Raw genomic sequence first — 22,343 nt, forward strand, 5'->3', positions numbered from 1 at the left:
TTTAATTCCTTGGCGATCTGATAGGGCCCCTGTTGCTGCATTTGTAACTCTTTGACTCGGTGGATCTGCTCCATGCTCTTCATCATCCTTTCTCCTCCTTGCATCTCTGCAAGAAGAATTGTACGTCAATTGGATGACCGAAAGGGGCTGAAATCTCTCAAATACCACAGAAGAATTTCCAGCTCAGACCAGGGATTTTTCGATGATCATACCAGGGAATTCCTGATGATCACACCAGGGATTTTCTAATGATAAAACCATCCCTTTTCATTTGATCATAAACAAGCTTGGCACTGAACGTGCATAAATAATTTTACGGTAATATCAGCAATCCCCATACTATGGTAATACATTACTTTCTTTAGTTCTTCAGTGAGTTCTGTCTTTGTGAGCGTATATTGCAAATCCCATAAAGCCTTGATGAGTTGTTCCCACTCCTTACTATCTTCTAGCATCCGATCTGTGATGTTTTCAGTGAAAGAATCGGGAATTCCTCGCCTAGAATTAGCTAAAGATTTGTTGAATAAGTAGAGCGACTTAAACGTCCCCATAACGATAATTGGAATCCCGATTGTATTCGTAAGCTCTGTTATGAATTCGATCATCCTATCGTCGCCGCCTGAATGTGCTTTATGAACTCTATTAATTTCATCTATAACTAATACACCCAAGTTAATTAGATTTGCAACTTTGACCATTCTATTCGCTAACTTCTCGATAGTCCCCCCCTTCTCTCCAAATCTCTCGTAGTAATCGGTACCCAATATTTTATCTACTTGACTATAAAAGTTTCGACATAAAGCCCCAAGTGATTTATTGCTTGGACATTCAACATGCAACCAAACCACCTGAGTTCGTTTAAGTGGCTTCCCTTTATAAGCAGTATGGTGAATAACTTGTGGAAAAAGCTCAAGCAATTTTTTTTGAGCGATGGTTTTACCAATACCGCTCAAACCAATCTCGGCATACATTTCAGCAGTATGACACACCCCAGCAAGGTTTTTTCCTTCGTCATCGGTGCCTTGTTCAAATATCTCTTCTATTCCAAGCGCATACTGTCTATTATATTCCGGGGACAACGGGTTCCTTGATTGATAACCAATCTTTATCATGTTATAAAGCTGCCGATACTTAGAAAATTGAGATGCTAGAGGTAACCAGAAACTTTTGCCGATCTGTTGCACTAAAGCTAGCCGGTCCTCGATGTCAACTTGAGGGACATCTCCTTTAAAGGCAGGTACACTGAACAACTTATCATACAAGTCATTCTGATTAAGGCGATCGGGTAGTGCCTCAATGTGAGGGTTACCTTGATTTTCCGGGATCACCTGCTCAAAATAAACTGCTTTACAATGACGACCACTTATTACTCTTAAATTTGGATTTGTGTTCATACACTCCCCATCTCCTTTCTCATATTTTCATATTTATTTTTCAGAAAATCATTCATGTTATTGCTTAACTCAATCTTGTTCACCACAACGGTTTGTGGAGCTCGTGACTCATGATGGTCGCTTCCTTTAGCAACTGCGGTCAACGCTGATTGAGAACTTCTTTTCATTGCTTCATTGACTCGTTTCGCTCGCTTTTCGGATCTTTTCTCAGATTTGCTCTTCCCTAAATTTTCAACTTTCGTCTTTTTGACATCCTCTTTGATTAGGTTAGACGATATGGCATTAAACTCAGCCTTCGTTTGCTTATTCGAATTAGAGTTATCTTTATATTGCTCGTTTCTAAACTCAAAAATCGCCTTAACATCTTCGTAACAAAGATTTTCATATTCTTGATATTTAGGAGTTAATCTACAATAAATAAGTGAAGCATCTTTTAATTGAATTAAAATTTGACTACAGTTTCTTGAATCAAAAGCGACAGTTATTCGGGAACTCCCTTCGATACTTTCACAATCAAACCAACCCTTCTCCTCTCCAATTTCACAGCTATAGCATAGTTTTTTAAATTCGATCCCAAATCTCGTGACTTTTGCTGTCTCTTTAGGTAACAATGCATAGTGAATAGTTGAAGTCGGTCTTTCATGCAGAAGCATTCGCTTTTTTCCCCATTCCCACAACGCATTAGGTGTTAACTCTACGTTCTCTTTAAACATCTCAGGAGTAACTAGAAATTCCCTAGGTAATGACATTTTGTTAAATGCAAGTATATGTTCAATCATGATTCGATTAAAAGTGTCAAATGTTATTGCTGCTGTGTCAGAGGGATCAGGATCACCGGGATCTCTTTTTACCTTTGAAATTGCACCAGCCTTGCCCAGAATTCGTTTGATCATATCATTTTTGATTCGAAAGTGTTGTTCAACTACTGCCTTCAATTCAGGCCGATATGACGGTGTATTGGCTACTCTTATTCCTAAAGTAACGATCCCATTTGGATATTTACTTTTCATTTCCCCTCTGTCAGCAACAATTTCTCTTGGTAAGTTAGCCGCGGGCCAATCCTCTTCATTGATATCAACATTAAATTTTTTACAGTATTCCACTTTATTGGCTGCTGCGTTTTCTAATGCCATCATTGCCCCTTCTATCCATGATGGATGTTTTAGACTAGAAGAGTATCCTACTACTTTACGTGCAAACACATCTTTAACAATAAAAGTAGTTGGCCTTCCAATAGTGGTCCTTCCGTCAATAGCAACAACATCAACATCCGACGGTGTAGAATCTATTTGATACAGCGCCCCTGGCCCTTCCACAAAAACCGAATTACTACTTAGTAGCGCTCTAAAGTCCTTCTCTGCATTTCTTCGACCAACTTTGTGTGCCTTTCTCGTTTTAAACGGATACTCTTTGTTGTACCAGTATCTAAACTGCCGCTCTGATGGCGCCTCACTCTCAACAATTATCGGCACGAGGACTCCTCTTAACCGATATCCAGGTTTTTTATAGTAATTCTCAAGTAACTGTTGATGAGCATCACGAATATTTAATCTACCTTCAATGATATATTTACTCACAGCGTCCTGAAAATTAGAAATATCACTCTCCGTGAGTTGATATATATTAGGGCCCTTTCTTCCAGGTCTATTGTTATATTCTCTTTCCTCCCCTTTTGAACCACAATCGTGATAATTATTTAATAGGCCATTCATATTTTTACCGTAGAACCAATACCTTTTTAAAGCATCGTAAATGATATTTTCTTTCACTTTATATTTTTCCATTACATTTTTTATTAATTGCCATCTTACTTTGGGATCGTAAATCTCCGGCTCCATTTGCACAATGTCTTTAATCAAATCCCATTTGGAATCCCTGCTCTCAACATGTTTAGATATATACTCATCTGTGGGATACATGATTTGTTGGTCAGGCTCATGGTTTAATTTAAAAGCTTTTTCTTGTTGTAGATCGCTAATTAACTCCTCTGAATCCAATATATAAGGAAACTCCATATGTTCTGAGTTTGTCGTGTTCATCACAATTATTTTAGATCCATCTTCGGAACACCAAAGAACTCTGAGAATAAGATCATTACTACCATTCAAACTAGAAAGATGATATGCAGAACCCTCTAATATCATTTTTTTATTCCTCCTGTAATGATTAGCGGTTTCGAGATTCTAATTTGTTGATTCATCATATCCGTATGCCAATGTTTGTTAGCTAACTGGTGTTTTAAAATGAACATGCACGATCCTTCCTCAAGGCCAAATTGTTTATCAGCTTGCTGACATAGCTTTTGAATGGGTATTTGACCGTTAACTTTTGTAAGCAAATGAAGAAACGCATCTGAGATATGATCTATCACTTCTTTGTCTAGTCCTTGCCTACTTTCCAAAAATTTACCGTCGTACATCCACTCCACATTCTTCACTAGATTCATAGGTAAGTGTGTAGAAAGAATAATACCCCAATCGATGCTTTGCTCTTCAAAAAAGTTTTTTTCTATTTGAAAGAGTTCTAGTGTGCTCGGGGTTTAGTCACTAGGAATCTTTACCGTCCTAACAACATCTTCTAATCCTTTCTCTGTCTCAATTGTGATCATAAAATCGGTCGTTGTAAGAATAGGTACATTATCTTTATTTGCATGCCTAATATTCAATTGCTCCGCGATTTCAATACTCCGTTCAATCGGCGTAAGTGGGTATTGTTCTCTTATATCTACTACTTTATCTGACCAGGTTAATACCATTAGATAGCGACATTCTTCTTTAGAAAGCGTGTGATGTATTCTACCGGTCTTCCATCCTAATTCCCTAATAAGATATCCTTCAGAAGGTGCTTTGTTGTCGCTTGCTTGAATGAAAGGCTTATAATCCTTTCCATATCCTTGACCTCTACCGTCCTTAAGTCTATTCATCTGCGTTTTGTGTATAGCACTACCTCTACTCATCATTCATTCCCCCTAAAATAAAATATGCGTTCACCCCCCAATGGAGTAAACGCAGCTGCTGACTAAGTACAAATGTCCTAAACATCTTGGTACTATACAATCTCGCCAAAAAGGTCATTTACTATACTTCAAAACTTTGTTTGTTACTTCAAAACTTTATTTGTTACTTCAGAACTTTATTTGTCACTTCAAAACTTATTTGTCTACTTCAAAACTTATTTGTCAACCAATAGAAAGAAACCACCCCGCCCATTGACATTTCATCCTCTACGTAATAAAATATTTTTACGTAACACATACTTTGTATTGGAGGCAATCCACTCCATGCTAAAAGATATTCAAGACAGCTATTACATCGAGTCTCCAGAGCAAGCAACCGTCTTGTTGAATCCTATTCGCGGGGAGATCATTGCTCAGCTGCTGGAACCTGGCTCTGCTGCTGAAGTGGCTCGAACACTCGGGGAAACGGCCCAACGTATTAACTATCACCTCAAAGCTTTGGAAAAAGCAGGCTTGGTTGAGCGCGTAGGCACTCGTCAGGTGCGCAATCTGGTGGAAGTCTTGTACAGGGCGATAGCCAAAACCTTCGTACTGGCCGAATCGTTAAGTATGAAGCCTGAGACCTTACAGAGGTTGAAGGACCAGAGCTCTTTGGCTCACCTTGTGACCACATCCGAGCGGATTCGTAGAGATGCGATGCTGCTCATGGAGCAATCCGATGTGGGCGAAGTAATTCCTAGTGCAACGCTACAACTGCAGGTCCATCTGTCTGATGAACAGCAAAGGCAAACATTCGTTGAGGAGTACGCTGCCATGGTGCAGCAATTGGTGGATCGATACTCGGGCTGCAAAGAAGGAAATGATGCTTATCAAGTCTTGTTAGCCGTATATCCAAAACCGAAAGAATGAAGAGGCAAACGCCATGAATCATGAACAACAAACAAGTAAACCGCAGAATGACGCAGTACCTGCAACACCTGTTATTGCTTGGGAGCAAGCCGCCCAACGTACTCCTGAAACCTCAGGAAGCAACGTGATCTCGATCGACTCTTATCGTCGTCAAGGCACCTCGCCTAATGAATCAGAAGCTACCTTCACCGTTCGTGAATTTCAAACCACCCCTGGCGAAGAACCGATCCGTTTAATCATGGTATCCTCTGGTTTTGGTCAAAAACGTACTGTCCACAGTCATACTATCCAAAGCAAGGCTTCTTAAATATAGTACTTAAAAATGAAAGGATGATTCCTATGAGTTTCATACCTATGGTTGTCGAACAATCTTCGCGAGGTGAGCGCTCTTACGACATTTATTCCAGACTGCTCAAAGATCGCATTGTCTTCCTTGGCACGGAGGTTAACGATCAAGTAGCCAATGCGATTGTTGCCCAGTTGTTGTTCCTTTCCGCTGAAGATCCGGAGAAAGATATATCTCTTTACATCAACTCACCCGGCGGTTCCACTTCTGCAGGACTCGCGATTTACGATACGATGCATTTCATTAAGCCTGACGTTTCCACCATTTGTGTAGGTATGGCCGCATCCATGGGTGCCATTCTCTTAACGGCAGGTGCTCCTGGTAAAAGGTTCGCTCTCCCTAATGCCGAAGTCATGATTCACCAACCATGGGGAGGCGCCCAAGGCCAAGCCAGCGACATTCACATTCGTGCCCAGCACATTCTCAAAACACGGCGTACACTCAATCGTATACTTGCTGATACAACTAAGCAGCCGATCGAAAAGATTGAATTAGACACAGACCGTGATTACTTCCTAACTGCTGAAGATGCAAAAACGTATGGATTGATTGATAAGGTAATTGAGAAAATCTAATCGTTAATGCTATAAATCAAAATTGAAAAACCAAAGACCCTAGCCACTGGCTAGGGTCTTTTCAGTAATAAATAAGCCTTCAAGTGAACGTAGGTCTCCTATCTTCCTTAACCTTTTACCGCGGAACCCGTAATCCCTTGAATGATATATTTTTGTCCAACAAGAAATACCAGCAGCATGGGAACAATGCCAGCAGATGTAGCCGCCATCATCCCGTTATAGTCAATATTGAATTCTAATATGAAATTTTGCATGCCCAGTGGAACTGTATACAAATCACGGTCAAGCAGGAAAACAAGGGCATTCTCATAATCATTCCAGTTCCAGGAGAAATCTATTATCGCTAAGGTAGCCAACGCTGGCTTGGCCAGAGGCAGCATGAGCTGAAAGAAGATACGGAAGTGACCAGCCCCGTCCACAAAAGCAGATTCAGTAATTTCCTGCGGGATCGACATAAAAAATTGTCTCATCAGAAATACCCCAAAAATGGTAAACAAACCAGGAAGAATAAGTGCCCAGTGTGTATTATAAATTCCTATTTTATCAAACAAAATAAATTTTGGAACAAATAACACTTGGGGTGGAACCATTATCATAGATAAGTAAAACATGAAGAGCAGGTTTCTTCCCTTAAACTCAATTCGCGAAAATCCATATGCCGCTAAGGAGGACAAGAATGTAGCTCCAACCATGCAAATCAGAGCTATTTTCAACGAGTTCATATAATAAATAAGAAAGCTTTCCTTGCCTGTCCACACTTTAAGATGATGTTCAAACGTCACCTTCTGAGGTATCCACTGGATCGGGTACTGGAACACTTCATTGGGAGTTTTAAAAGATGTACTTATCATCCAAAGAAACGGCAAAATCATAAAAAGGCCCAGTACCAGCATGGCAATCGTATATAGTAATTTTGTCGATTTGATCTCCATATTGTCTCAACTCCGGTTTTTTACTTAATAGTGAACCCATCGCTTCTGACCGACCCATTGAACCATTGTGATCAAGAAGATGATAGCGAATAAGACCCATGAGATAGCTGAAGCATAGCCCATTTCATAGTAACGAAACGCATTATGGTAAATAAATAAGGATAAAATCGTTGTACTGCCGCCAGGTCCGCCTTGCGTAACAGCTTCAATCATACCAAACGTCTTCATCGACGTAATTAAGCCCGTAATCATTAATAAGAACGTGGAGGGACTCACTAGCGGAAAGATGATTTTCCAAACCGTTGTCCATGAGCTAGCTCCATCGATTTTGGTGGCTTCCAGTTGTTCTTGCGGTATTTCTTGAAAGGCTGCCAAATAAATGATCATATTATAGCCAAGTAGAAACCAGATCCAAATAATGTCTATGGCGTACATCGAAGAGGTCGTCGTAGACATCCATCCTGGCGGATTATCAATGCCAATGGAACGAAGAAAGCTGTTAATAGGTCCTTGCGACGGCTGAAACAAAAGCATCCAAACAAATGCAACAGCTACACCGCTCGTAATGTATGGCATGAAAAACATAGCCCGTAGCAAACTCTTTACATACACACTGCGATTCAATACAAGAGCTACAAGAAAGGCCAATCCGATTGAAACAGGGACAGCAGCAAGAAATAAGGCTGTTTTCTTCAGCGAAACATAGAATACAGGGTCATGAAATAATCGATTGAAATTGTCGAGGCCGATCCATTCGATATCCGGCGATGTGTATTTATAATTCGTGAACATAATCCCCAGAGAAAATATGGCAGGGATGACAAAGAATAAGATGACGCCTAGCATGTTAGGTAAAATGAACAAGTACCCTAATCTACGTTGTTTTTTTGCCCAGTTCATTCCATAAATCACTCCTTTTTTGAACAAAAAAGGGAGGTGCCTCTTTCTTAATGCATCCCCCCATCTTTCTTGCTATTTCTTGTTTTTGGATAAGTAGTCGTTATGGCGTTTGACCGAATTCTTAAGGGTGTCATCTAAGGATTGTGCCTTCAAGAAATACTTTTCATATTCTTCTCTTCGCGCATCCACAACCTGTTGCGGAAGCGTTGCTGTATACGTAGGGAACTTACCGAATACAACCTTTTTGAGCGAATCCACATCATATGTTTTTTCATTGTCTCCAAGGAGCAGTTTAATGGCTTCTTCCACATTAGCGTCTTTAGAAGAAGGAATGCGACCGCCGGCAGCAAGCGGCATCATTCCGCCATCCGCATACCATTTCAAAAACTTCCAAGCTTGCTCTTTATTCTTCGAGTTTGGATTAATGGAAATAACGTCGCCAAGTCCTCCTGGATATTTAAAATTAGATTGCTCTTTCGTCACTTTAGGAACCGTAGCAAAAGCAATCTTGAAGTCGCGAGGGAAATCCTTCATGTTATTTGAACTGCGGAATATAAACTCGCCCGCGCCCAGCATGGCTGTTTCGCCTTTTAAAAACATCGAATCGGTCGGCATTTTACTCGTCATTTGTTCGCCTAGAAGAGGCATTGATTTATCATTATGCATCATGTCGAACATAGCTTCATATGCCTTACGAACAGTAGGTTCGTCGAGGTTGGATGTCCCATCCGCTTTCGTGAATCCCGCTCCCGCACTGGCTCCATCAAAGAAGTTGGGGTATCCAGAAATATGTTCTGTAAAGCCCCAACGTGTGCCTTTTTTTAGCTTCGTCGCATATTGCTGTAAATCGGCCATCGTCCAATCTAACGCAGGAACGGCCAGCCCCGCTTCATCGAGTGCATTTTTATTTAACCAAACGAAAGATACATTCTTTTTGGTGGGAAGACCGTAATACTTATCTTTTACTTTCCAGTCCTTTGCATCCGTACCCATTTTATCGTCAATATTGTAGTCTTTAAATTCACTAAGATCGAGTGCTGTTCCAGCATCAACACGTTTCGATAAAAATGATAAGGTATAGTTGACATATAAATCGATACCTTGGTTAGTCGTAAGAGCCGTATCTAGCTTCAGATTTCCGGCATCATCATTGACAAAACGCTCATATTTCACCTGAATATCAGGGTTCTTTGCGTTCCAATTATCAACAACCAATTGCGGACCGGCTTCGGCTGGTACCCCACCCCACATCGTAAGCGTTACTGCCTTCTTAGCTTCTGAAGAAGCAGCCGGACTGTTTTTAGCCGCATTCTCACCCGATGAACCGCAGCCTGCTGTAACTCCCAACACGACAGCCGCTGAGAGTAAACTTAGCGTTGTTTTCTTCATATTCATCATTTGACCGCCCCTCCTGTATTTCATATCCTTACTGGTTACAACCTAACTATAGCACCAGCTTTTTAGGGTTCGAAGGAACAATGTATTGTTCTTTTAGCACAAAAGTTTGATTTGATTCTTCATAACTTTGCATTTTGTTGTCTGAAAATACTCGGCGGCATGCCGACTTCTCTCCGAAATATGCGTGCGAAGTAATTCTCATTGGCAAAACCAACGTTTGCCCCGATTTGAGCAACTGGTTGATCCGTGTGCAGCAGCAGGTGACATGCCTTTTCAATGCGCAGCCCCATGATATATTCCGTTATGGTTTTACCGGTTTTTTTCTTAAAAAGGACACTCAAATATTTATCGTCCATTGTTGCAATACCAGCAAGCAGGGACAGCGGCATCTCTTCCTCAAAATGCTGATTCATATAGGCAATGACTTTATTGATTTCAGCATGATCCGTAACCTCATAGTTCGTTGCCTTCCAATGTGCCATGTACAAATCAATTCTCTGTTTAAAAAAAGTCCCCGCCTCCCTATGAGAAAGAGCCTGTACAAAGGTATTTGGCGAGTCAATTGCCATGAATGCGAGCTCTGCAAATTTGCGATCCAAACGCAGCATTATTTCTTTTACTCGAAGCAAAAACAGTTCTACGTCTCTCATCCACGACCAGATTTCCTGCCATGAAAGATCCAGCAATCCTTGGTTCATCTGCTCAAAAGCATGGATTAAGTTCTTCTCCAGTGACCAAGGCAGGTTGGTATAGTCATGAGCTTTCAAAGTTTTGGGCTGGTGAAAGAAGATGCCCGCTCTACCTGCATACCATAGTTCAGTCAATCGAGAAACCATGGTTTTCCAAACCGTGTTAATATCCTCATCAGACAACCGCTCTGAGATTAAAACAACGGAATTGCAACGCTGCTCGGAGTCCCTTATTCTAATCTTTGTTTCCTCTGGAACAGAGCATAGGACCGTGGTCAGCCCCATCTTGGTAAAAAAATGCATCCTTGCATTCATTTCCGTATCGAATAAAGGCAGCTGCAGCAAATCTTGCTTATCGAAAATGGTTTGTCCATGCAAAACAAGGATAAGTAGATTGGGGTTAAAAGAATCCCGAATAAAAGCCGGGCTTTCAAACGTCCGTACCTGATCGTTAGGTTCGTTATATAAAATCTCACAGTAATCGTCTATTTCTTGAGAAATAAGACGCAAGTTTCTTTCTAACTCCCGTTTTACCTTTGTCAGCGCTTCAGTCATTTTCTCCGGAGTCAAATAAAGCTTAAGCACATAACCCGATGCCCCTAGCTCCATCGCTTGCTGGATAAACTCAAAATCATTCATGACTGTGAGCATGATGAAGGCTGTTCCTAAATTCTCCCGGCGAACCTGCGCTAGAAGCTCTACACCATTCATGACAGGCATCATAATATCGCAAATAACCAAATCCGGCTGTTTATTCCTGATGAATGCCAAAGCTTCTTGGCCATTTCCACATTCCCCTATCACCATGAAGCCATTTTCCTCCCAGGGCATTCCCTTTCGGATACTTCGTCGTACGAAGGCTTCATCTTCTACCAAGAGAACTGTCCACATGTAAGCTTTCCCCTTTCGAATAGGGTGGAGACAACAAGAACGGAATGCGAATGCGAACTAGTGTCCCAATTGGGATGGATTCTATCGCCAAAGTTCCTTCTTTTCGAAACAGGAGCACGAGTCTCTCTTCGAGATTTTTCAAGGCAATGCCATTTCCTGTACCGGAGGTTGACCCTGCGTTACCTACTCCAACACCATTATCCTCCACTTCGATAACAAGCTTATTTTCTTGTTTTTGAACTCTAATTTGGATGCTGCCTGCCCTTTCGATCTTAGCAAACCCATGATAAATACTATTCTCAATTAGCGGCTGCAAACTCAACTTAGGAATAAGCGCATGGCGAAGCTCTGGGTCAAATGTGATATGCACATCGAATTCGCGGTCATAGCGAAGCTGCTGAATACGGATGTATCTTTGGGCAAGTTCAATCTCATGCTCTAGATGAATTAAATCCACATCCAATCGCATTCCTGCTTCTAATAACTTGCCGAGCGATTCGCATACTTCAGGAATTTGATGATTACCGAGTTCAATGGCAAGCCATTTCACCGTATTTAACGTGTTTAAGAGAAAGTGCGGGTTCATCTGTGACAAAAGCATTTGGAACCGCATAGCCTCTTTGTGGCGTTCTTCCTCTTTTAACCGATTAAGAAGACTCTCCACATCTCTGACCATCTTATTAAAAGCCTGAATAAAGGTTAGAATTTCACCTTTATAGCTTTCCTCAGGCAATTGAATCTTCAGATTCCGTTTCACGACATCAGACATTTTTCTCTGCAAAAGCTGCAGGGGTCTCGTGATGGTGGTCGAGATCAGAAAGGTCATGACAATAAAGAGAACGGCAATAATCAGCGTTGTCAAAAAGTAGGATTGCTGAAGCTGATTCACTTTATGAAACAGATATTTGGTCGGGATACTTTTGATCAGATACCAATTCAAGCTCGGAATTTTAGAATAACTAATGATGTGGTCATTCTCGACCTTGCTTCCGGTCGGCTCCCAACCTAACGTATTCAATGGGTTTGGCAGCGCAAAAGCATTGGAAGTGTTGCTGCGCCCATAGATTTCTCCTTCTGCGGAAGCCAATACATACAATTCATCATTTATCGGGCTTGGAATAGCGCTTCGAAGCCAGCTTTGATAGTCTACGCCAATTCTTACGACGGCATATACCCGATTATTTTCGTCTCGCAATCCTTTATACATGGTTAATAAGGAGGGTTGGATACCAAAAGCTGAGGTTAGCCCGCCTTCTTCTAGCTGCCATTTGGAGAGGGACTTTCCAAGGAAAGCATCCTGTATCACTGGCATTGCCGAAAGAGCAGCGTGGCTTAATATATGAGTAGGTCCATAGGATGTGTAAACATGATCTTCCTCATCGAGAACCGTATAGTAGACGTAGGAATTGGCAATAAACACACTATTATTAATAGCATTAAACTTCTCTTCAATTTTCTGTCTTTTCTGGAAAGAGGCATAAGATCCACCCGCTTCTGGATTTTTCAAAATCGCAGTTACAAAAGAATCCTGTTCAATCAGGGTAAAGGTCTTCTCTGAAACACTTAATAAACTGCCAAGCGAGGATGTAATCGTTGTCATTTGTTCGAGATTTTGGCTGCTAACTTGTTCTCTCATTAACGTCTCAAACTTTTGAACGTGCGTCATATTTAAGATAATGATGGGCAGCAGAATAACAAGTAGGAAAGCTAAGAATAGCTTGTACTTTAACGTTTGTGGTATGAAATGTCTCAATTTCATTGTCCATTGTCCCCTTATGATGTTCATATGGGTCAAGTATACTGGCTTGTTAATTAAAAACAAAGAGACTGGCATGAATTTCCGCCAGTCTCTCTTATGGAAAATTCGTTATACTCGGAGAATACCGTCCCTCGAAATGGTCAGCTTTTCATAACCATTTTCGGTAATCAAATACGTATCCTCTATACCAACCACCCCGCGACCGGGGAAAGTGAACTTGGGTTCGATCGCGATGACCATGCCGGGCGCCAGCGGGTATTTGAAGCCTTTGGCGAGAACGGGCAGTTCGTCGATTTCGAGCCCGATGCCATGACCAAGGAATTTCACTTGGTCGGCGCCGTACCCCATGAAGTGGGCGCTTAGTCCCGCTCCATGCACTTGATCCAGCGCGAGCAGATACAGATGCTCGGCGATAACGCCAGGCTGCAGCCTGGCTTCCGTGGCGCGAAGCACCTGCTCCGCCACGTCATAGGCCCGCTGCAGCTCAGGGTCTAGATCGCCGATCACGAGCGTGCGCGTCTGATCGATGAGATAGCCGTCGATCGAGCAGCCGATATCGACGAGAATCGGTTCGCCGCGCCCGATCAGCGCGCGGCCCGAGCTTTGCGGGCTGGACGGGTGAAGCCCCGTGCCCCCGGCCGGCCCGTCAAAATAGGTGGGCACCGCTGCCGCCGCGCCTGCCGCTACCATTCCGGTTATCAACTCGGAATTGTACGCGCGCATGCGCATCAGCCCTTGGTGCCCGCGCAGCCGGAGCTGATGCTCGATGAGCGCCATCAGCTCAAACTCCGCCATCCCCTCACGAATGTGGGGGATGGCCGCTTCCAGCGCTGCGTCGACGACGCGCGCAGCCGCTCGAATCGCCGTGACTTCGTCCGGCGATTTGATCATCCGCTGCTCACGCACGAGCAGCGAGCCGTCCTCCCAGGCCGCGCCGGGCAGCGCGGCCTGCAGCCGCAAATACAGCTGGACAGGTAACACGTCCAGCTCAGTCGCGATCCGCAGCGGCGAAGCCGCGGATCCACGTCCACCCGCGCAGCGCGCGCGAAGACGCTCGCCCAGCGTCTTCAAAGACCCCAGCGCTTCCACGGCCGCTGACGCTTCCTCCTCCGCTCGGACCAAACTTCGGCGTACGAGGTAAAGCGCGTCTCCCTCCGCCGGAATAAACAAATACCCCGTCTGCATCGATCCGCAGTAGTAATATATATCGACATTGTTCGTGACCAAGAAGCCCGACCAACCCCGCTCAATCATCTCACGCTGCAGCGCCTGCTGCCGTTGCTGGAAAATAGTCATATGTATCTCTCCTCGTAACCCTGAATTCACACCTCACCCTCTCATTATACTTACAAATATGGTCAAAACACCATCTCCGCCGAAGACTTAATCGTCCACGTAATCGGCTGCAAAACCGTATAAGTCCGCGGAAACTCCAACCGGATGAACATAATCACACCAGGCCGATCCAACGTTACTGAATATCCATTTCCCGCATTCACATACGTATAGGGAAATACCTCATCATCATTAATAATCTTAAATAATTCCACGACAACCCTGCTGCGCAAAAACGTATTCGGCAGCGGATCATTCACCCCATTTAATCTTAAATTAGCCTGCAAATATTGCATGGCTACATCTCTAGCCTTCGTCTCATCAATACTGTGAATTCCGCTTGCCAGCTTTACTTGGTCACTTTGCTGAGCCGCCGCATGCACCGAATTATTCAATGCATGCTTCCCGTGAAAAAGCGTATGCATCGCTAATTCTTCATCCGTTTGCAGCCCATATAGCGACATAAAAACGACGCTCATCAAGACTATCAAAAGCAGTTTGTACAAGACATCACCTCGGGGCCCTTAAGGCACATACTCACTCATCTTCATGCCTGTTGCCCCCATCCGATCCGAGCTGGAAGGAACCGTAATTCCGACAAGCTGATCAATAACAAAAAGTCGATGATACGGATACGTCATCTTCAAACTCAATCCCGTTCCTCGCCAAACGGGCATTCCCGGATCCATGCCCCCGACCCCCGTTGTCGTATTTACCGTGTAAACGAGATCTCCCGGAATGAAGCCTCTTTCCGCCATCCGATCCTTTGATTCCTGAATCATCGTGCTATTGATATAGCCGTGCCTGCCATTAGCACCGATTTCAAGCAAATAATCGACTTCTTTTTGCAAAACAGCCTGCCGAACAATAATGACATGCTTATAAACCGGAGCAAACATAAACCAACAAAGCATAGTCGCAAATAAGATAAACACCAATATCTGCTTCATGGATTAATCCGTTCAATCGTCCCATTGATCCTTGCTCCGCTGTTGCTTACTTGCTTCCGAGTCCCTGTGCTGCCACCAACTACACTGTTATATATAACAATCACCACCATAATCAACATCACCGTAACGAGGATCGATCTCACTGTAAATCTTCCATCCTTACGGCCTTAATGCCGTAATATCCGTATTTGCCTGCGTTCCGTGATTCGAAATATTCCGTCTCATCCCTGTCGACCCATCATTAATAATCGATGTAAAAAGCAATGCCACGACAATAAGCATCATAACTGTGATCAATATATTCCTCATAACTTCCCTCTCCCTTTAGTTAATCGCATTAAATAATCGCTGTCCTTCAGCAATCCACGGGTACATGAATACCCGGAATGTGTTCAAAATCGGCAATCCCGCTAATACAAACAAAAGATAAGACACGGTTTCTTTTTTACTATCTCGAACCAGTTCCATTTTTTCTTTGTAGTCCTGAATTCTTTGCTTCAACAACTCGTAATAGCTGCCATGCTCATTCAGCCTCAAAGCATTCAGCGTTTCCCCAAAGCTGTGTGCTTCGTCTGTCCCTAGTCTGATTTTAAAATGGTTAATAGCTTCTTCCGAGCCTTGATACCATTCATTCAACATCAATTGAAAGTGCGACCGAATGGAGTGCGTTTGTGAAACACATAGAGACAGCTTGGCATGTAAATTCAACCCAGAATCGTTGTAATAGAGAAGATGATGACTAATTATGTAAATCTCTCGGACTATTCGATGGGCTCGTTTTTCCTTTAATTGAGCCAGTACCTTTTTGTCAAAAAACAAAAAAATAAGTAAGCAAGCCGCCCCCGCCATGACATAAATCGGCTGCACATTCAATATTAGCATCGGATACTCCAGAGCCAAGTAACCAACAGCACTGAGCATAAGTGCGCACCCCATTCCTATCCTTCTCACACCTTCATAAAGGTTAGCGTTCATCGAAATCCCGCATCCCAGCAGCAGTTGACGCTTTTCCTGCACAATTTTCGTACTCATACCTAAGCATGAGAACATCCATGAAGGAAGTTTTGTTTCTTGCAGCGCTCTTTTGACATGTAGTGATCTCCATCTCTTCTTACGTGCAGGCATATGCATGAAAAAGTGATAAAAAATCGTCATGAAAAGAAGAAAGAGCAGCAAATTAGAAACCATCTGCAGATTAGCTAGTTGTGTGCTTTCAATAATCACGGAAGCAACTCCCTCACATTCTTCGCATAGATAAGTAGATGCCCATTAAAAACGAGACAAAAATGAGCAGAAGCGCATCCAGAATCATGTTTCGCCCGCCAGGATCAACAATATAATACAAATAAGCGTTCTCTGTGTTTACCTTGAAATTAATAAATAAGAATAAGGCAAGAAACAATATCGGCGTAAAATTAGCAATACGTATCTCCAAAAGGCGATTTCTTTCCAACTGATCGAATCGCTGCGCTTTCCGCATATCGACAATCAACTCTTTTAAGCTTTCTCCGACAAAGCTCCCTTCCGTCAAAGCAACACGCATAACACCGACAAAATAATCAGCCCATGTATGGCCCAATGTGAGTGAGAAAATGCGCAAGCTCTCCTCCGTATCCCTTTGGGTCATGAGATTCCGATATAATTGCTCGAATACGGGCTTGATCGGATAAAGAATGCGATTCTCTTCTAAACAATACTTAAGAGCCATTTTCATATTTTTATTTGGATCGACCATATAATACTGATAGAACACTTCAACGGCCGGAAGAAACTCCAATCGGGTTTGCAGTCTGACACTGACCAGCTTTAACCGAAGCAGCATATAAGGAAGTGAAACACAGATCGATGTGACGATAACGACTCCTTTTAACGTCTGAAAAAACAACGTCCCCGCCAATAATCCTGCTAAAAACAAAACGAAACTAACTGTCATAATGCCTCGCATGCTCATTTTGGATTCGACGGATTCCATCATTTCCTTTATATGCTTAAATAAAGAGCTCCTATTTCCCAAATATTCGCTGAATCTAGCGACGAACGTGGAGGTTTTGACATAATGCAGCCTATATCTGGCCTTGCGTTGTCGGATAACTACGTGTAAAAGCGATTGTATAAGTACAAAAACTAGAACGAATAACAATAATAGAAAGACATATTTGGCGAAAATCATGGCTAAGACTCGCCTTCTTTCTCAATAAATCCGAGTTCCCTCAACAAAGCAAACCCCTCTTTGTCGTTCTTACCTATTTTCCGCGATGCATGATGCGACAATTTCCCGGGAAATGTCCATTCCTCTGTCGACTTGTCATAAACTGCGAGATCCGTGACGCAAACCTCTTCATTTTCATATCGATATTCGACGATTCGCACAATCTTTCTTTTTCCATCAACGACAGCCATCTCCATACCGATTTGTGTCACAAACTCTGTAATCCGTTTCGTTAGACGAAGTGGATTCATCCCCCTGCCATCGAGCATACACATATCTGTAATCGCATCAGGCACATCCTCAAGTTCACTCACATGAACGGAAGTAATGCTGCCCTCGTGACCCCGCGTACAAGCTCTCACATAAAGGTTGGCATCATCATCCCGAATTTCAGCGTGACAAATGCGCTTTGGCGATTGCCTCAATGCCAATTTAAAAGCTTGCAGCCCAGAATGCCGCGGATCTTCCTCGTCAATTTCGTATTCGACGATATTTTTATGCGGAAAATCACGCTTTAAATTCAACTCGAATCTCGATTCGATCGTAATAATTCGTTCGTTATCGTCCATTTCGGCAATAATCGCTTTGATTAAATTCGTCTTTCCCGAGTTCGTGGGGCCAATAACCACCATATTGAAATAAGATCGGATCAAGATCAGAATCAGTTTCTCCATCCTTTTATCCATCGTGGCTAGTTCTGCAGCTGCAAGTGTTGCCAAATCAAACCGTTTAATCGTGTAAAAACGAATCGTTAAGGTCGGTTCAGCCGTGAACCCAAACCCAGTCATCGTAACGCGGGATCCGTCCCGTAGAACAACCTCTGCCCATCGCTTCCTTGGATTCAAAGTGTCATTGTTAAAAAGAACTAAATTCTGCTGAATCCTCTCTAATTCACGCACAGAAGGCAATGTATAGGCAGACGGCATGGCCATCCCGCCACGCACTTCAAAAATCTGTCTCCCCACAACCTGAATTTCTTCAAGTCCCTCCTTGTGTTTGAGTACTAGTTCAAGAACGTTAAGCCCAATAATCTCTGCAAAAATGGCTTCCGGCAAAGTCGTATAACCAATCGTCCTCGGAGGGACATCCGAAAGCCTTCTTTTCGAAACCAGATCATGAATAATCGCAAGAAGCTTGCCTCGATCCTCCTCATAACCAAGAATCGCACGATTCAACGTCTCGTTATACAGCTGCTTTTCGGCCTCAGTTCTCCCCTTCATCGAAACAAGCTCACTTCGAATATCCTGCACCCATTGGTTAAAAAGAGCATCCCCCTGCAAATGCGGCTCAGGTCTCTCTCCACCGACGGCACCGCTAACCACACTTGCTCTCGGACTTCCCTCGCCATCTTCTTCTTCTCCCAAAGAGCCCAGTGACCGCCTGCCTTGATCTTCCCCAAAGCCAAATCTCACCGAGTTATTATCTGATCTTCTTTTCTTTTCCAGCTCCGTACCTAAAGCCAAATCAACCACTGCACCCTCGCTTTTGCGTTCATGCATGTAAGTAATGATTGAAAACCTTTCCTCGCTCACTCCCTTCACCTCTTCCCTGCTTGATTTAAGTTGCAGCTCGTCTGCCTGTTATGATCTTCTGCAGCCATGTTACTTGTCGTAAACTCACCTTCCTTGGCAGCTTATAGTAGTCAATGAATTTTCGAGAAACAGCCCTAACCTCCTCATGCATGGCGTGGGTCGGCACGAACATGTCCAACAATTTGCCTTGATTACAACGCGAAAGCGCATCAGCATGCCGAGATACTTGACCAATCAGATGCAGCTGTGTTTCCTTGCGAATATCTTTAATCGTGAACTCGCTATGCTTGGCATGACGATCCGTTTGAACAGCCATTAACTCAAAGCCATCCGGCTGAAGACCAAAAACAGCGCCAACCTGCCTGATCCACCTCGAAAAATCCTCTTGAAAATGTGCGATATCCGCTGTCGTTACGACAATTTTGCTATCTGCTTCCAAGAGTCCACAAACCGTCGCAGCATTGTCCCAATAAGCACTCACTTCGATGATGCATACATCAAACGTGGCACGTGCCACACGCAACAAATGAATAATCTCGGATGGCGTAAAAAACTCCGCCTGCTCTCGAAGCATATTCCCATATAAGATATGCAGCCCATGTGCCTCTTTCGGCTTATCGCAAACCTGCTGCAGCCTTTCCGGTGTAAGACTTTGCGCCTTCAGCTCCGCTCTCAGACCATCCAACGTAAAAACATGCTCATCTCGACCTAAATAACGATGAAGCTTAGAGCTTTTTAGATTAAGGCACATATATCCGACTTTCATAGATGTCTCTTGGGCTAGCGCGTGTGCTACACCAAAAGAAGCTAAGGTCGTACCTATGTTAGGTGTAGATCCGATAAAAGTAATTAACTTTCCTGACGATTGTTGATTCGTATGATCTACCCCAGAACCATCAACCCAAGCCCGAATATCGTCAGCAATAACAGCCGTGCTGCGCCCTGGCTGGACATAATCAAGCTTCATCAGCTTGCACATTTTTAAATATTTTTCATTTATGGAAGCGTCGTGATAGTTCGAGAGCAGAACTATAATTTTTAAACCTGAATACTGCTGCTGTAATTCCTCAAGAAACTCTTCAAAATCCCCAAAATCCATCTCCCGATCCGAAATGATCGTATGCGAGTAAGGCATCTCCGTTAATTTACGACATAAATCATCCGGAGTCGAGCAGATCATCCAGTTTAACGGTTTCGAATAAACGACATTCGTAATCTCATCGATTAATCGTTGATCCGTTGATAGCAGTCCTATATGCAAATCTCATACCTCCTTTCATTCTCCAGCCAAAATTGAAGTGGAACTGAACGCGATGACTAACCTCGCTTTCTTCGAGCTGCATAATTGATCAATCTGAAGCCACTCACTCTCCGCTAAATTAAGGTTAATCTGATCGATAGCCCCATTCGCTTCCAATCGGGAAGCATACATCTTTTCCTTATCGCCTTCAACCTTGGATAGCAGATTAGAGCTCTTCGGATTATCCACCTCCACATTCGCCGATGATTTCACAGAAGCAACCGTAATTTCCTTCTCATCAAAAAGCCTGCGCGAGCTGCCATCTGCACCAGATACATAAATACGGACCCGATCCCCGGCACGAATGCCATTGGAAACCGACAGCAAATATTCCTTAGGAATTTGAAAAGTAGCCTGCTGCTCATTGGGGAGCAAATGATAACGATTCACCTTCCATTTCAAAATAGGCTCCTGCTTACCAAGCGGTATCAAGGTCTCCTGCCCCACGACTTCCGTCAGCTTCGTCATCATGCCTTCCGTGTAACTGCCCTTCTGAACAGCTCTAAATTCCACCATTTCCTCACGAATCAAGACACCGGCCCGAATAAAATCCTTCGGAACCGCAACCTGAACAGTCTGCTGCAGCTCGACCTGATTCACCTGCATGACATACACCCCATACACAAGCAATCCCGCCATAACGGCAGCAACCAAACTAATAAGCAGGCTTCTCCTGCGATTCAAAACCTCACCCCCTTTTTCTCGCCAAAACAAAAAAAGAACGCAAACCTCGGACATTCATCCGAAAATTTGCGTTCTTCGCAAATAAAACATAGCATATGATCTTCCATTTTTCAACATTTTTTTACAAAAATAAACTTTCCACCTAATGTCATATGACATTTCGGCACTAGATGAACTTCAAAATGGCTACAAATGGACCTGACCAGGAGATTTGGCTCTCGGCACGACGTCTCCAATCCCCCTCGCTTCCTTACCCAGCAGCTCATCCGTTCGCAGACATTTCAAACCCCTCATTTGAATTTCTCCCAAAACTTCTTTCAGACCTGCTATCATGTGCCGCGGTGCCTCTTCATCTGCTCCGAATGTATCGCCGCTATCGTGTAGAACGACGATGGAACCAGGCTTAATCCTTTTCAACAACGCACGCTTCATTTTTTCTGCGCTGACCGATGGTTTCCAATCTCCTACAATGACCGACCACAGTGCGATCCGATAAGATTTTCTCATCAAAAGGAGATCGCCTAGATTGAGAAGCCCCCAGGGCGGTCGATAAAAGGTAGGCCGCTCTCCTGTAATTCGTTCGACAATATCAGCTGTACGATCTGCTTGCTCCCGTTTACTTGTCCATGGGAACAAAATCCAGTTGGACGTGTGCGTATAGTTATGAATACCGATTTGGTGCCCCTCCCGGTGCATGAGCTTAATCAGCTCTGGGTATTTTTCGGCCTTGCTGCCCAGTACGAAGAAGGTGGCCTTTACTTCACGCTCTTTTAACAAATCCAGCAATTTAGGCGTATAGCAAGGGTCAGGACCATCATCGAAAGTAAAGGCAATTCCCTTCGCCACTTTTCCTTTGGAGTGAACACCCCACCTACATATTCGGGTAAGAATAAAGGGAACGATCATATAGAGAATCATCACATCTATGGATAAAATAATTAGCTTTTGTATCATGAGACCGCCTCTTTCTTCCCTTGACTCTGCATATCCTGGTAACCATCAAGAGGTGATGGCTTCGAATCCTTTTTCCGTACCGTAAAACGTTCCTTCAGAGACTGTTTGCTTATCACCAGCATCACCTGCCGATTATCCAGATGAAGTTCGCCCACCCAATCTCCAGCAAGTATCCGACGCCCGTCTTGACAGGTAATCCTTTTTCCGCGATGCTGCCTGACCACCAGTTTATATATGCCATATCTCCACACAGACTCGCTTCGAAACCTGTTTAAGAAGTCAAACACGTGCTCCCACATTATCCAGAGGGACTGTAAGGATGTTTTCATAAGTGCCGCAGTCATAATCTCCCTCTACTTTCATTTGATATGCACATTTCTTTAAGGCTAGACTACAGCGGAATTCCACATCATCTGTTATTATCTCTTTATTTTCCAGCTAATCCTTCAACTATACGAAGCGTATGGCTCCCGATCATATGTACTAATCCATTCCCCAAATAAGGACCGAACCATATCAGGATTGCATCTGCATGCATGACGAAGAGCGAGTCGCCAAACGATCTGATTTCCATCCCAAACTTTCCAATTACGCATATCGGATAAATCAGCTTTAACCTGATCCCATAAA

Annotated in this window: 25 protein-coding genes; 3 read left to right on the forward strand and 22 right to left on the reverse strand. The window is 43.4% G+C overall.

From position 1 onward, the window contains the following. Nucleotides 1-275: 275 nt before the first annotated feature. The 4 genes from G519_RS45480 to G519_RS52570 all read right to left on the reverse strand — a co-directional run bounded on the left by G519_RS45480 (nucleotide 276) and on the right by G519_RS52570 (nucleotide 4,353). On the reverse strand, nucleotides 276-1,394 hold the full coding sequence (locus G519_RS45480; protein WP_036634536.1) for an ATP-binding protein: 1,119 nt from the start codon (nucleotides 1,392-1,394) through the stop codon (nucleotides 276-278). Further along, complete coding sequence (locus G519_RS0131735) at nucleotides 1,391-3,538, reverse strand: Mu transposase C-terminal domain-containing protein (RefSeq protein WP_029198077.1); 2,148 nt, start codon at nucleotides 3,536-3,538, stop codon at nucleotides 1,391-1,393. Before G519_RS0131735 ends, G519_RS45480 begins: the two co-directional genes overlap by 4 nt. After that, nucleotides 3,535-3,840, reverse strand: a complete 306-nt coding sequence (locus G519_RS52565) for a TnsA endonuclease C-terminal domain-containing protein (protein WP_268633627.1) — start codon at nucleotides 3,838-3,840, stop codon at nucleotides 3,535-3,537. Before G519_RS52565 ends, G519_RS0131735 begins: the two co-directional genes overlap by 4 nt. A gap of 93 nt (nucleotides 3,841-3,933) precedes the next feature. After that, on the reverse strand, nucleotides 3,934-4,353 hold the full coding sequence (locus G519_RS52570) for a PDDEXK family nuclease (RefSeq protein WP_244280288.1): 420 nt from the start codon (nucleotides 4,351-4,353) through the stop codon (nucleotides 3,934-3,936). 321 nt (nucleotides 4,354-4,674) lie between these two features. On the opposite strand from G519_RS52570, the gene G519_RS0131745 reads away from it, so the two are divergent. From G519_RS0131745 to clpP, 3 genes are read left to right on the forward strand one after another with little or no spacing between them, the layout of a single operon-like run. After that, complete coding sequence (locus G519_RS0131745; protein WP_029198078.1) at nucleotides 4,675-5,259, forward strand: ArsR/SmtB family transcription factor; 585 nt, start codon at nucleotides 4,675-4,677, stop codon at nucleotides 5,257-5,259. Nucleotides 5,260-5,272: 13 nt separating this feature from the next. Further along, nucleotides 5,273-5,566, forward strand: coding sequence for a hypothetical protein (locus G519_RS0131750; protein ID WP_029198079.1), 294 nt, complete (start codon nucleotides 5,273-5,275; stop codon nucleotides 5,564-5,566). Nucleotides 5,567-5,598: 32 nt separating this feature from the next. Next, nucleotides 5,599-6,180, forward strand: a complete 582-nt coding sequence (clpP, locus tag G519_RS0131755) for an ATP-dependent Clp endopeptidase proteolytic subunit ClpP (protein WP_029198080.1) — start codon at nucleotides 5,599-5,601, stop codon at nucleotides 6,178-6,180. Between the two features lie 107 nt (nucleotides 6,181-6,287). On the opposite strand, the gene G519_RS0131760 is transcribed toward clpP, so the two are convergent. From G519_RS0131760 to G519_RS50695, 18 genes are all read right to left on the reverse strand, one after another. Continuing rightward, complete coding sequence (locus G519_RS0131760) at nucleotides 6,288-7,112, reverse strand: carbohydrate ABC transporter permease (RefSeq protein ID WP_029198081.1); 825 nt, start codon at nucleotides 7,110-7,112, stop codon at nucleotides 6,288-6,290. 24 nt (nucleotides 7,113-7,136) lie between these two features. Then, complete coding sequence (locus tag G519_RS0131765; protein ID WP_029198082.1) at nucleotides 7,137-8,012, reverse strand: carbohydrate ABC transporter permease; 876 nt, start codon at nucleotides 8,010-8,012, stop codon at nucleotides 7,137-7,139. A 72-nt stretch (nucleotides 8,013-8,084) separates the two neighbouring features. After that, nucleotides 8,085-9,410: an ABC transporter substrate-binding protein gene (locus G519_RS0131770; RefSeq protein WP_244280289.1), complete on the reverse strand. Its 1,326-nt coding sequence runs from the start codon at nucleotides 9,408-9,410 to the stop codon at nucleotides 8,085-8,087. A gap of 119 nt (nucleotides 9,411-9,529) precedes the next feature. Further along, entirely contained in the window at nucleotides 9,530-10,990 is a 1,461-nt protein-coding gene (locus tag G519_RS0131775; RefSeq protein ID WP_029198084.1) for a response regulator, read from the reverse strand. Beyond that, a complete protein-coding gene (locus tag G519_RS0131780; protein WP_036634531.1) occupies nucleotides 10,962-12,749 on the reverse strand; it encodes a cache domain-containing sensor histidine kinase in 1,788 nt (595 codons plus the stop codon). Before G519_RS0131780 ends, G519_RS0131775 begins: the two co-directional genes overlap by 29 nt. A 108-nt stretch (nucleotides 12,750-12,857) precedes the next feature. Next, nucleotides 12,858-14,045, reverse strand: coding sequence for a M24 family metallopeptidase (locus G519_RS0131785; RefSeq protein WP_029198086.1), 1,188 nt, complete (start codon nucleotides 14,043-14,045; stop codon nucleotides 12,858-12,860). A 62-nt stretch (nucleotides 14,046-14,107) separates the two neighbouring features. Then, the gene (locus tag G519_RS0131790; protein ID WP_029198087.1) at nucleotides 14,108-14,590 is read right to left on the reverse strand and encodes a hypothetical protein; all 483 of its coding nucleotides are present in this window, start codon (nucleotides 14,588-14,590) and stop codon (nucleotides 14,108-14,110) included. A gap of 18 nt (nucleotides 14,591-14,608) precedes the next feature. Next, nucleotides 14,609-15,034 (reverse strand): hypothetical protein, encoded by a 426-nt coding sequence (locus G519_RS0131795; protein WP_029198088.1) that lies wholly within the window; start codon nucleotides 15,032-15,034, stop codon nucleotides 14,609-14,611. Beyond that, entirely contained in the window at nucleotides 15,031-15,177 is a 147-nt protein-coding gene (locus tag G519_RS51395; protein WP_164484208.1) for a hypothetical protein, read from the reverse strand. The genes G519_RS0131795 and G519_RS51395 overlap by 4 nt, the downstream gene beginning before the upstream one ends. Before the next feature lie 16 nt (nucleotides 15,178-15,193). Then, entirely contained in the window at nucleotides 15,194-15,343 is a 150-nt protein-coding gene (locus tag G519_RS51400) for a hypothetical protein (protein WP_164826783.1), read from the reverse strand. Between the two features lie 15 nt (nucleotides 15,344-15,358). After that, the gene (locus tag G519_RS45490; protein ID WP_051253860.1) at nucleotides 15,359-16,258 is read right to left on the reverse strand and encodes a hypothetical protein; all 900 of its coding nucleotides are present in this window, start codon (nucleotides 16,256-16,258) and stop codon (nucleotides 15,359-15,361) included. Between the two features lie 13 nt (nucleotides 16,259-16,271). Then, on the reverse strand, nucleotides 16,272-17,204 hold the full coding sequence (locus tag G519_RS0131815; protein WP_029198089.1) for a hypothetical protein: 933 nt from the start codon (nucleotides 17,202-17,204) through the stop codon (nucleotides 16,272-16,274). Nucleotides 17,205-17,206: 2 nt separating this feature from the next. Further along, nucleotides 17,207-18,775, reverse strand: a complete 1,569-nt coding sequence (locus G519_RS45495; protein WP_064743555.1) for an ATPase, T2SS/T4P/T4SS family — start codon at nucleotides 18,773-18,775, stop codon at nucleotides 17,207-17,209. A gap of 25 nt (nucleotides 18,776-18,800) precedes the next feature. Then, on the reverse strand, nucleotides 18,801-20,036 hold the full coding sequence (locus G519_RS48080) for an AAA family ATPase (protein ID WP_051253861.1): 1,236 nt from the start codon (nucleotides 20,034-20,036) through the stop codon (nucleotides 18,801-18,803). Nucleotides 20,037-20,051: 15 nt separating this feature from the next. After that, on the reverse strand, nucleotides 20,052-20,759 hold the full coding sequence (locus tag G519_RS0131830; protein WP_029198090.1) for a CpaB family protein: 708 nt from the start codon (nucleotides 20,757-20,759) through the stop codon (nucleotides 20,052-20,054). A 186-nt stretch (nucleotides 20,760-20,945) separates the two neighbouring features. Continuing rightward, entirely contained in the window at nucleotides 20,946-21,713 is a 768-nt protein-coding gene (locus tag G519_RS0131835; protein WP_084160433.1) for a polysaccharide deacetylase family protein, read from the reverse strand. After that, on the reverse strand, nucleotides 21,710-22,057 hold the full coding sequence (locus tag G519_RS45505; RefSeq protein ID WP_051253862.1) for a YkoP family protein: 348 nt from the start codon (nucleotides 22,055-22,057) through the stop codon (nucleotides 21,710-21,712). Before G519_RS45505 ends, G519_RS0131835 begins: the two co-directional genes overlap by 4 nt. Before the next feature lie 83 nt (nucleotides 22,058-22,140). After that, on the reverse strand, nucleotides 22,141-22,287 hold the full coding sequence (locus tag G519_RS50695) for a hypothetical protein (protein ID WP_154669639.1): 147 nt from the start codon (nucleotides 22,285-22,287) through the stop codon (nucleotides 22,141-22,143). Nucleotides 22,288-22,343 lie beyond the last annotated feature (56 nt).

Source organism: Paenibacillus alginolyticus DSM 5050 = NBRC 15375 (assembly GCF_000422905.1).
GTDB classification, from domain to species: Bacteria; Bacillota; Bacilli; order Paenibacillales; family NBRC-103111; genus Paenibacillus_E; species Paenibacillus_E alginolyticus.

Bases quoted from the DNA above. Each gene is read 5' to 3' on its own strand.
- G519_RS45480 (WP_036634536.1), bottom strand. From the start codon at position 1,394: ATGAACACAAATCCAAATTTAAGAGTAATAAGTGGTCGTCATTGTAAA.
- G519_RS0131735 (WP_029198077.1), bottom strand. From the start codon at position 3,538: ATGATATTAGAGGGTTCTGCATATCATCTTTCTAGTTTGAATGGTAGT.
- G519_RS52565 (WP_268633627.1), bottom strand. From the start codon at position 3,840: ATGAATCTAGTGAAGAATGTGGAGTGGATGTACGACGGTAAATTTTTG.
- G519_RS52570 (WP_244280288.1), bottom strand. From the start codon at position 4,353: ATGATGAGTAGAGGTAGTGCTATACACAAAACGCAGATGAATAGACTT.
- G519_RS0131745 (WP_029198078.1), top strand. From the start codon at position 4,675: ATGCTAAAAGATATTCAAGACAGCTATTACATCGAGTCTCCAGAGCAA.
- G519_RS0131750 (WP_029198079.1), top strand. From the start codon at position 5,273: ATGAATCATGAACAACAAACAAGTAAACCGCAGAATGACGCAGTACCT.
- clpP (WP_029198080.1), top strand. From the start codon at position 5,599: ATGAGTTTCATACCTATGGTTGTCGAACAATCTTCGCGAGGTGAGCGC.
- G519_RS0131760 (WP_029198081.1), bottom strand. From the start codon at position 7,112: ATGGAGATCAAATCGACAAAATTACTATATACGATTGCCATGCTGGTA.
- G519_RS0131765 (WP_029198082.1), bottom strand. From the start codon at position 8,012: ATGAACTGGGCAAAAAAACAACGTAGATTAGGGTACTTGTTCATTTTA.
- G519_RS0131770 (WP_244280289.1), bottom strand. From the start codon at position 9,410: ATGATGAATATGAAGAAAACAACGCTAAGTTTACTCTCAGCGGCTGTC.
- G519_RS0131775 (WP_029198084.1), bottom strand. From the start codon at position 10,990: ATGTGGACAGTTCTCTTGGTAGAAGATGAAGCCTTCGTACGACGAAGT.
- G519_RS0131780 (WP_036634531.1), bottom strand. From the start codon at position 12,749: ATGAAATTGAGACATTTCATACCACAAACGTTAAAGTACAAGCTATTC.
- G519_RS0131785 (WP_029198086.1), bottom strand. From the start codon at position 14,045: ATGACTATTTTCCAGCAACGGCAGCAGGCGCTGCAGCGTGAGATGATT.
- G519_RS0131795 (WP_029198088.1), bottom strand. From the start codon at position 15,034: ATGAAGCAGATATTGGTGTTTATCTTATTTGCGACTATGCTTTGTTGG.
- G519_RS51400 (WP_164826783.1), bottom strand. From the start codon at position 15,343: ATGAGGAATATATTGATCACAGTTATGATGCTTATTGTCGTGGCATTG.
- G519_RS0131815 (WP_029198089.1), bottom strand. From the start codon at position 17,204: ATGATTTTCGCCAAATATGTCTTTCTATTATTGTTATTCGTTCTAGTT.
- G519_RS0131835 (WP_084160433.1), bottom strand. From the start codon at position 21,713: ATGATACAAAAGCTAATTATTTTATCCATAGATGTGATGATTCTCTAT.
- G519_RS45505 (WP_051253862.1), bottom strand. From the start codon at position 22,057: ATGACTGCGGCACTTATGAAAACATCCTTACAGTCCCTCTGGATAATG.
- G519_RS50695 (WP_154669639.1), bottom strand. From the start codon at position 22,287: ATGGAAATCAGATCGTTTGGCGACTCGCTCTTCGTCATGCATGCAGAT.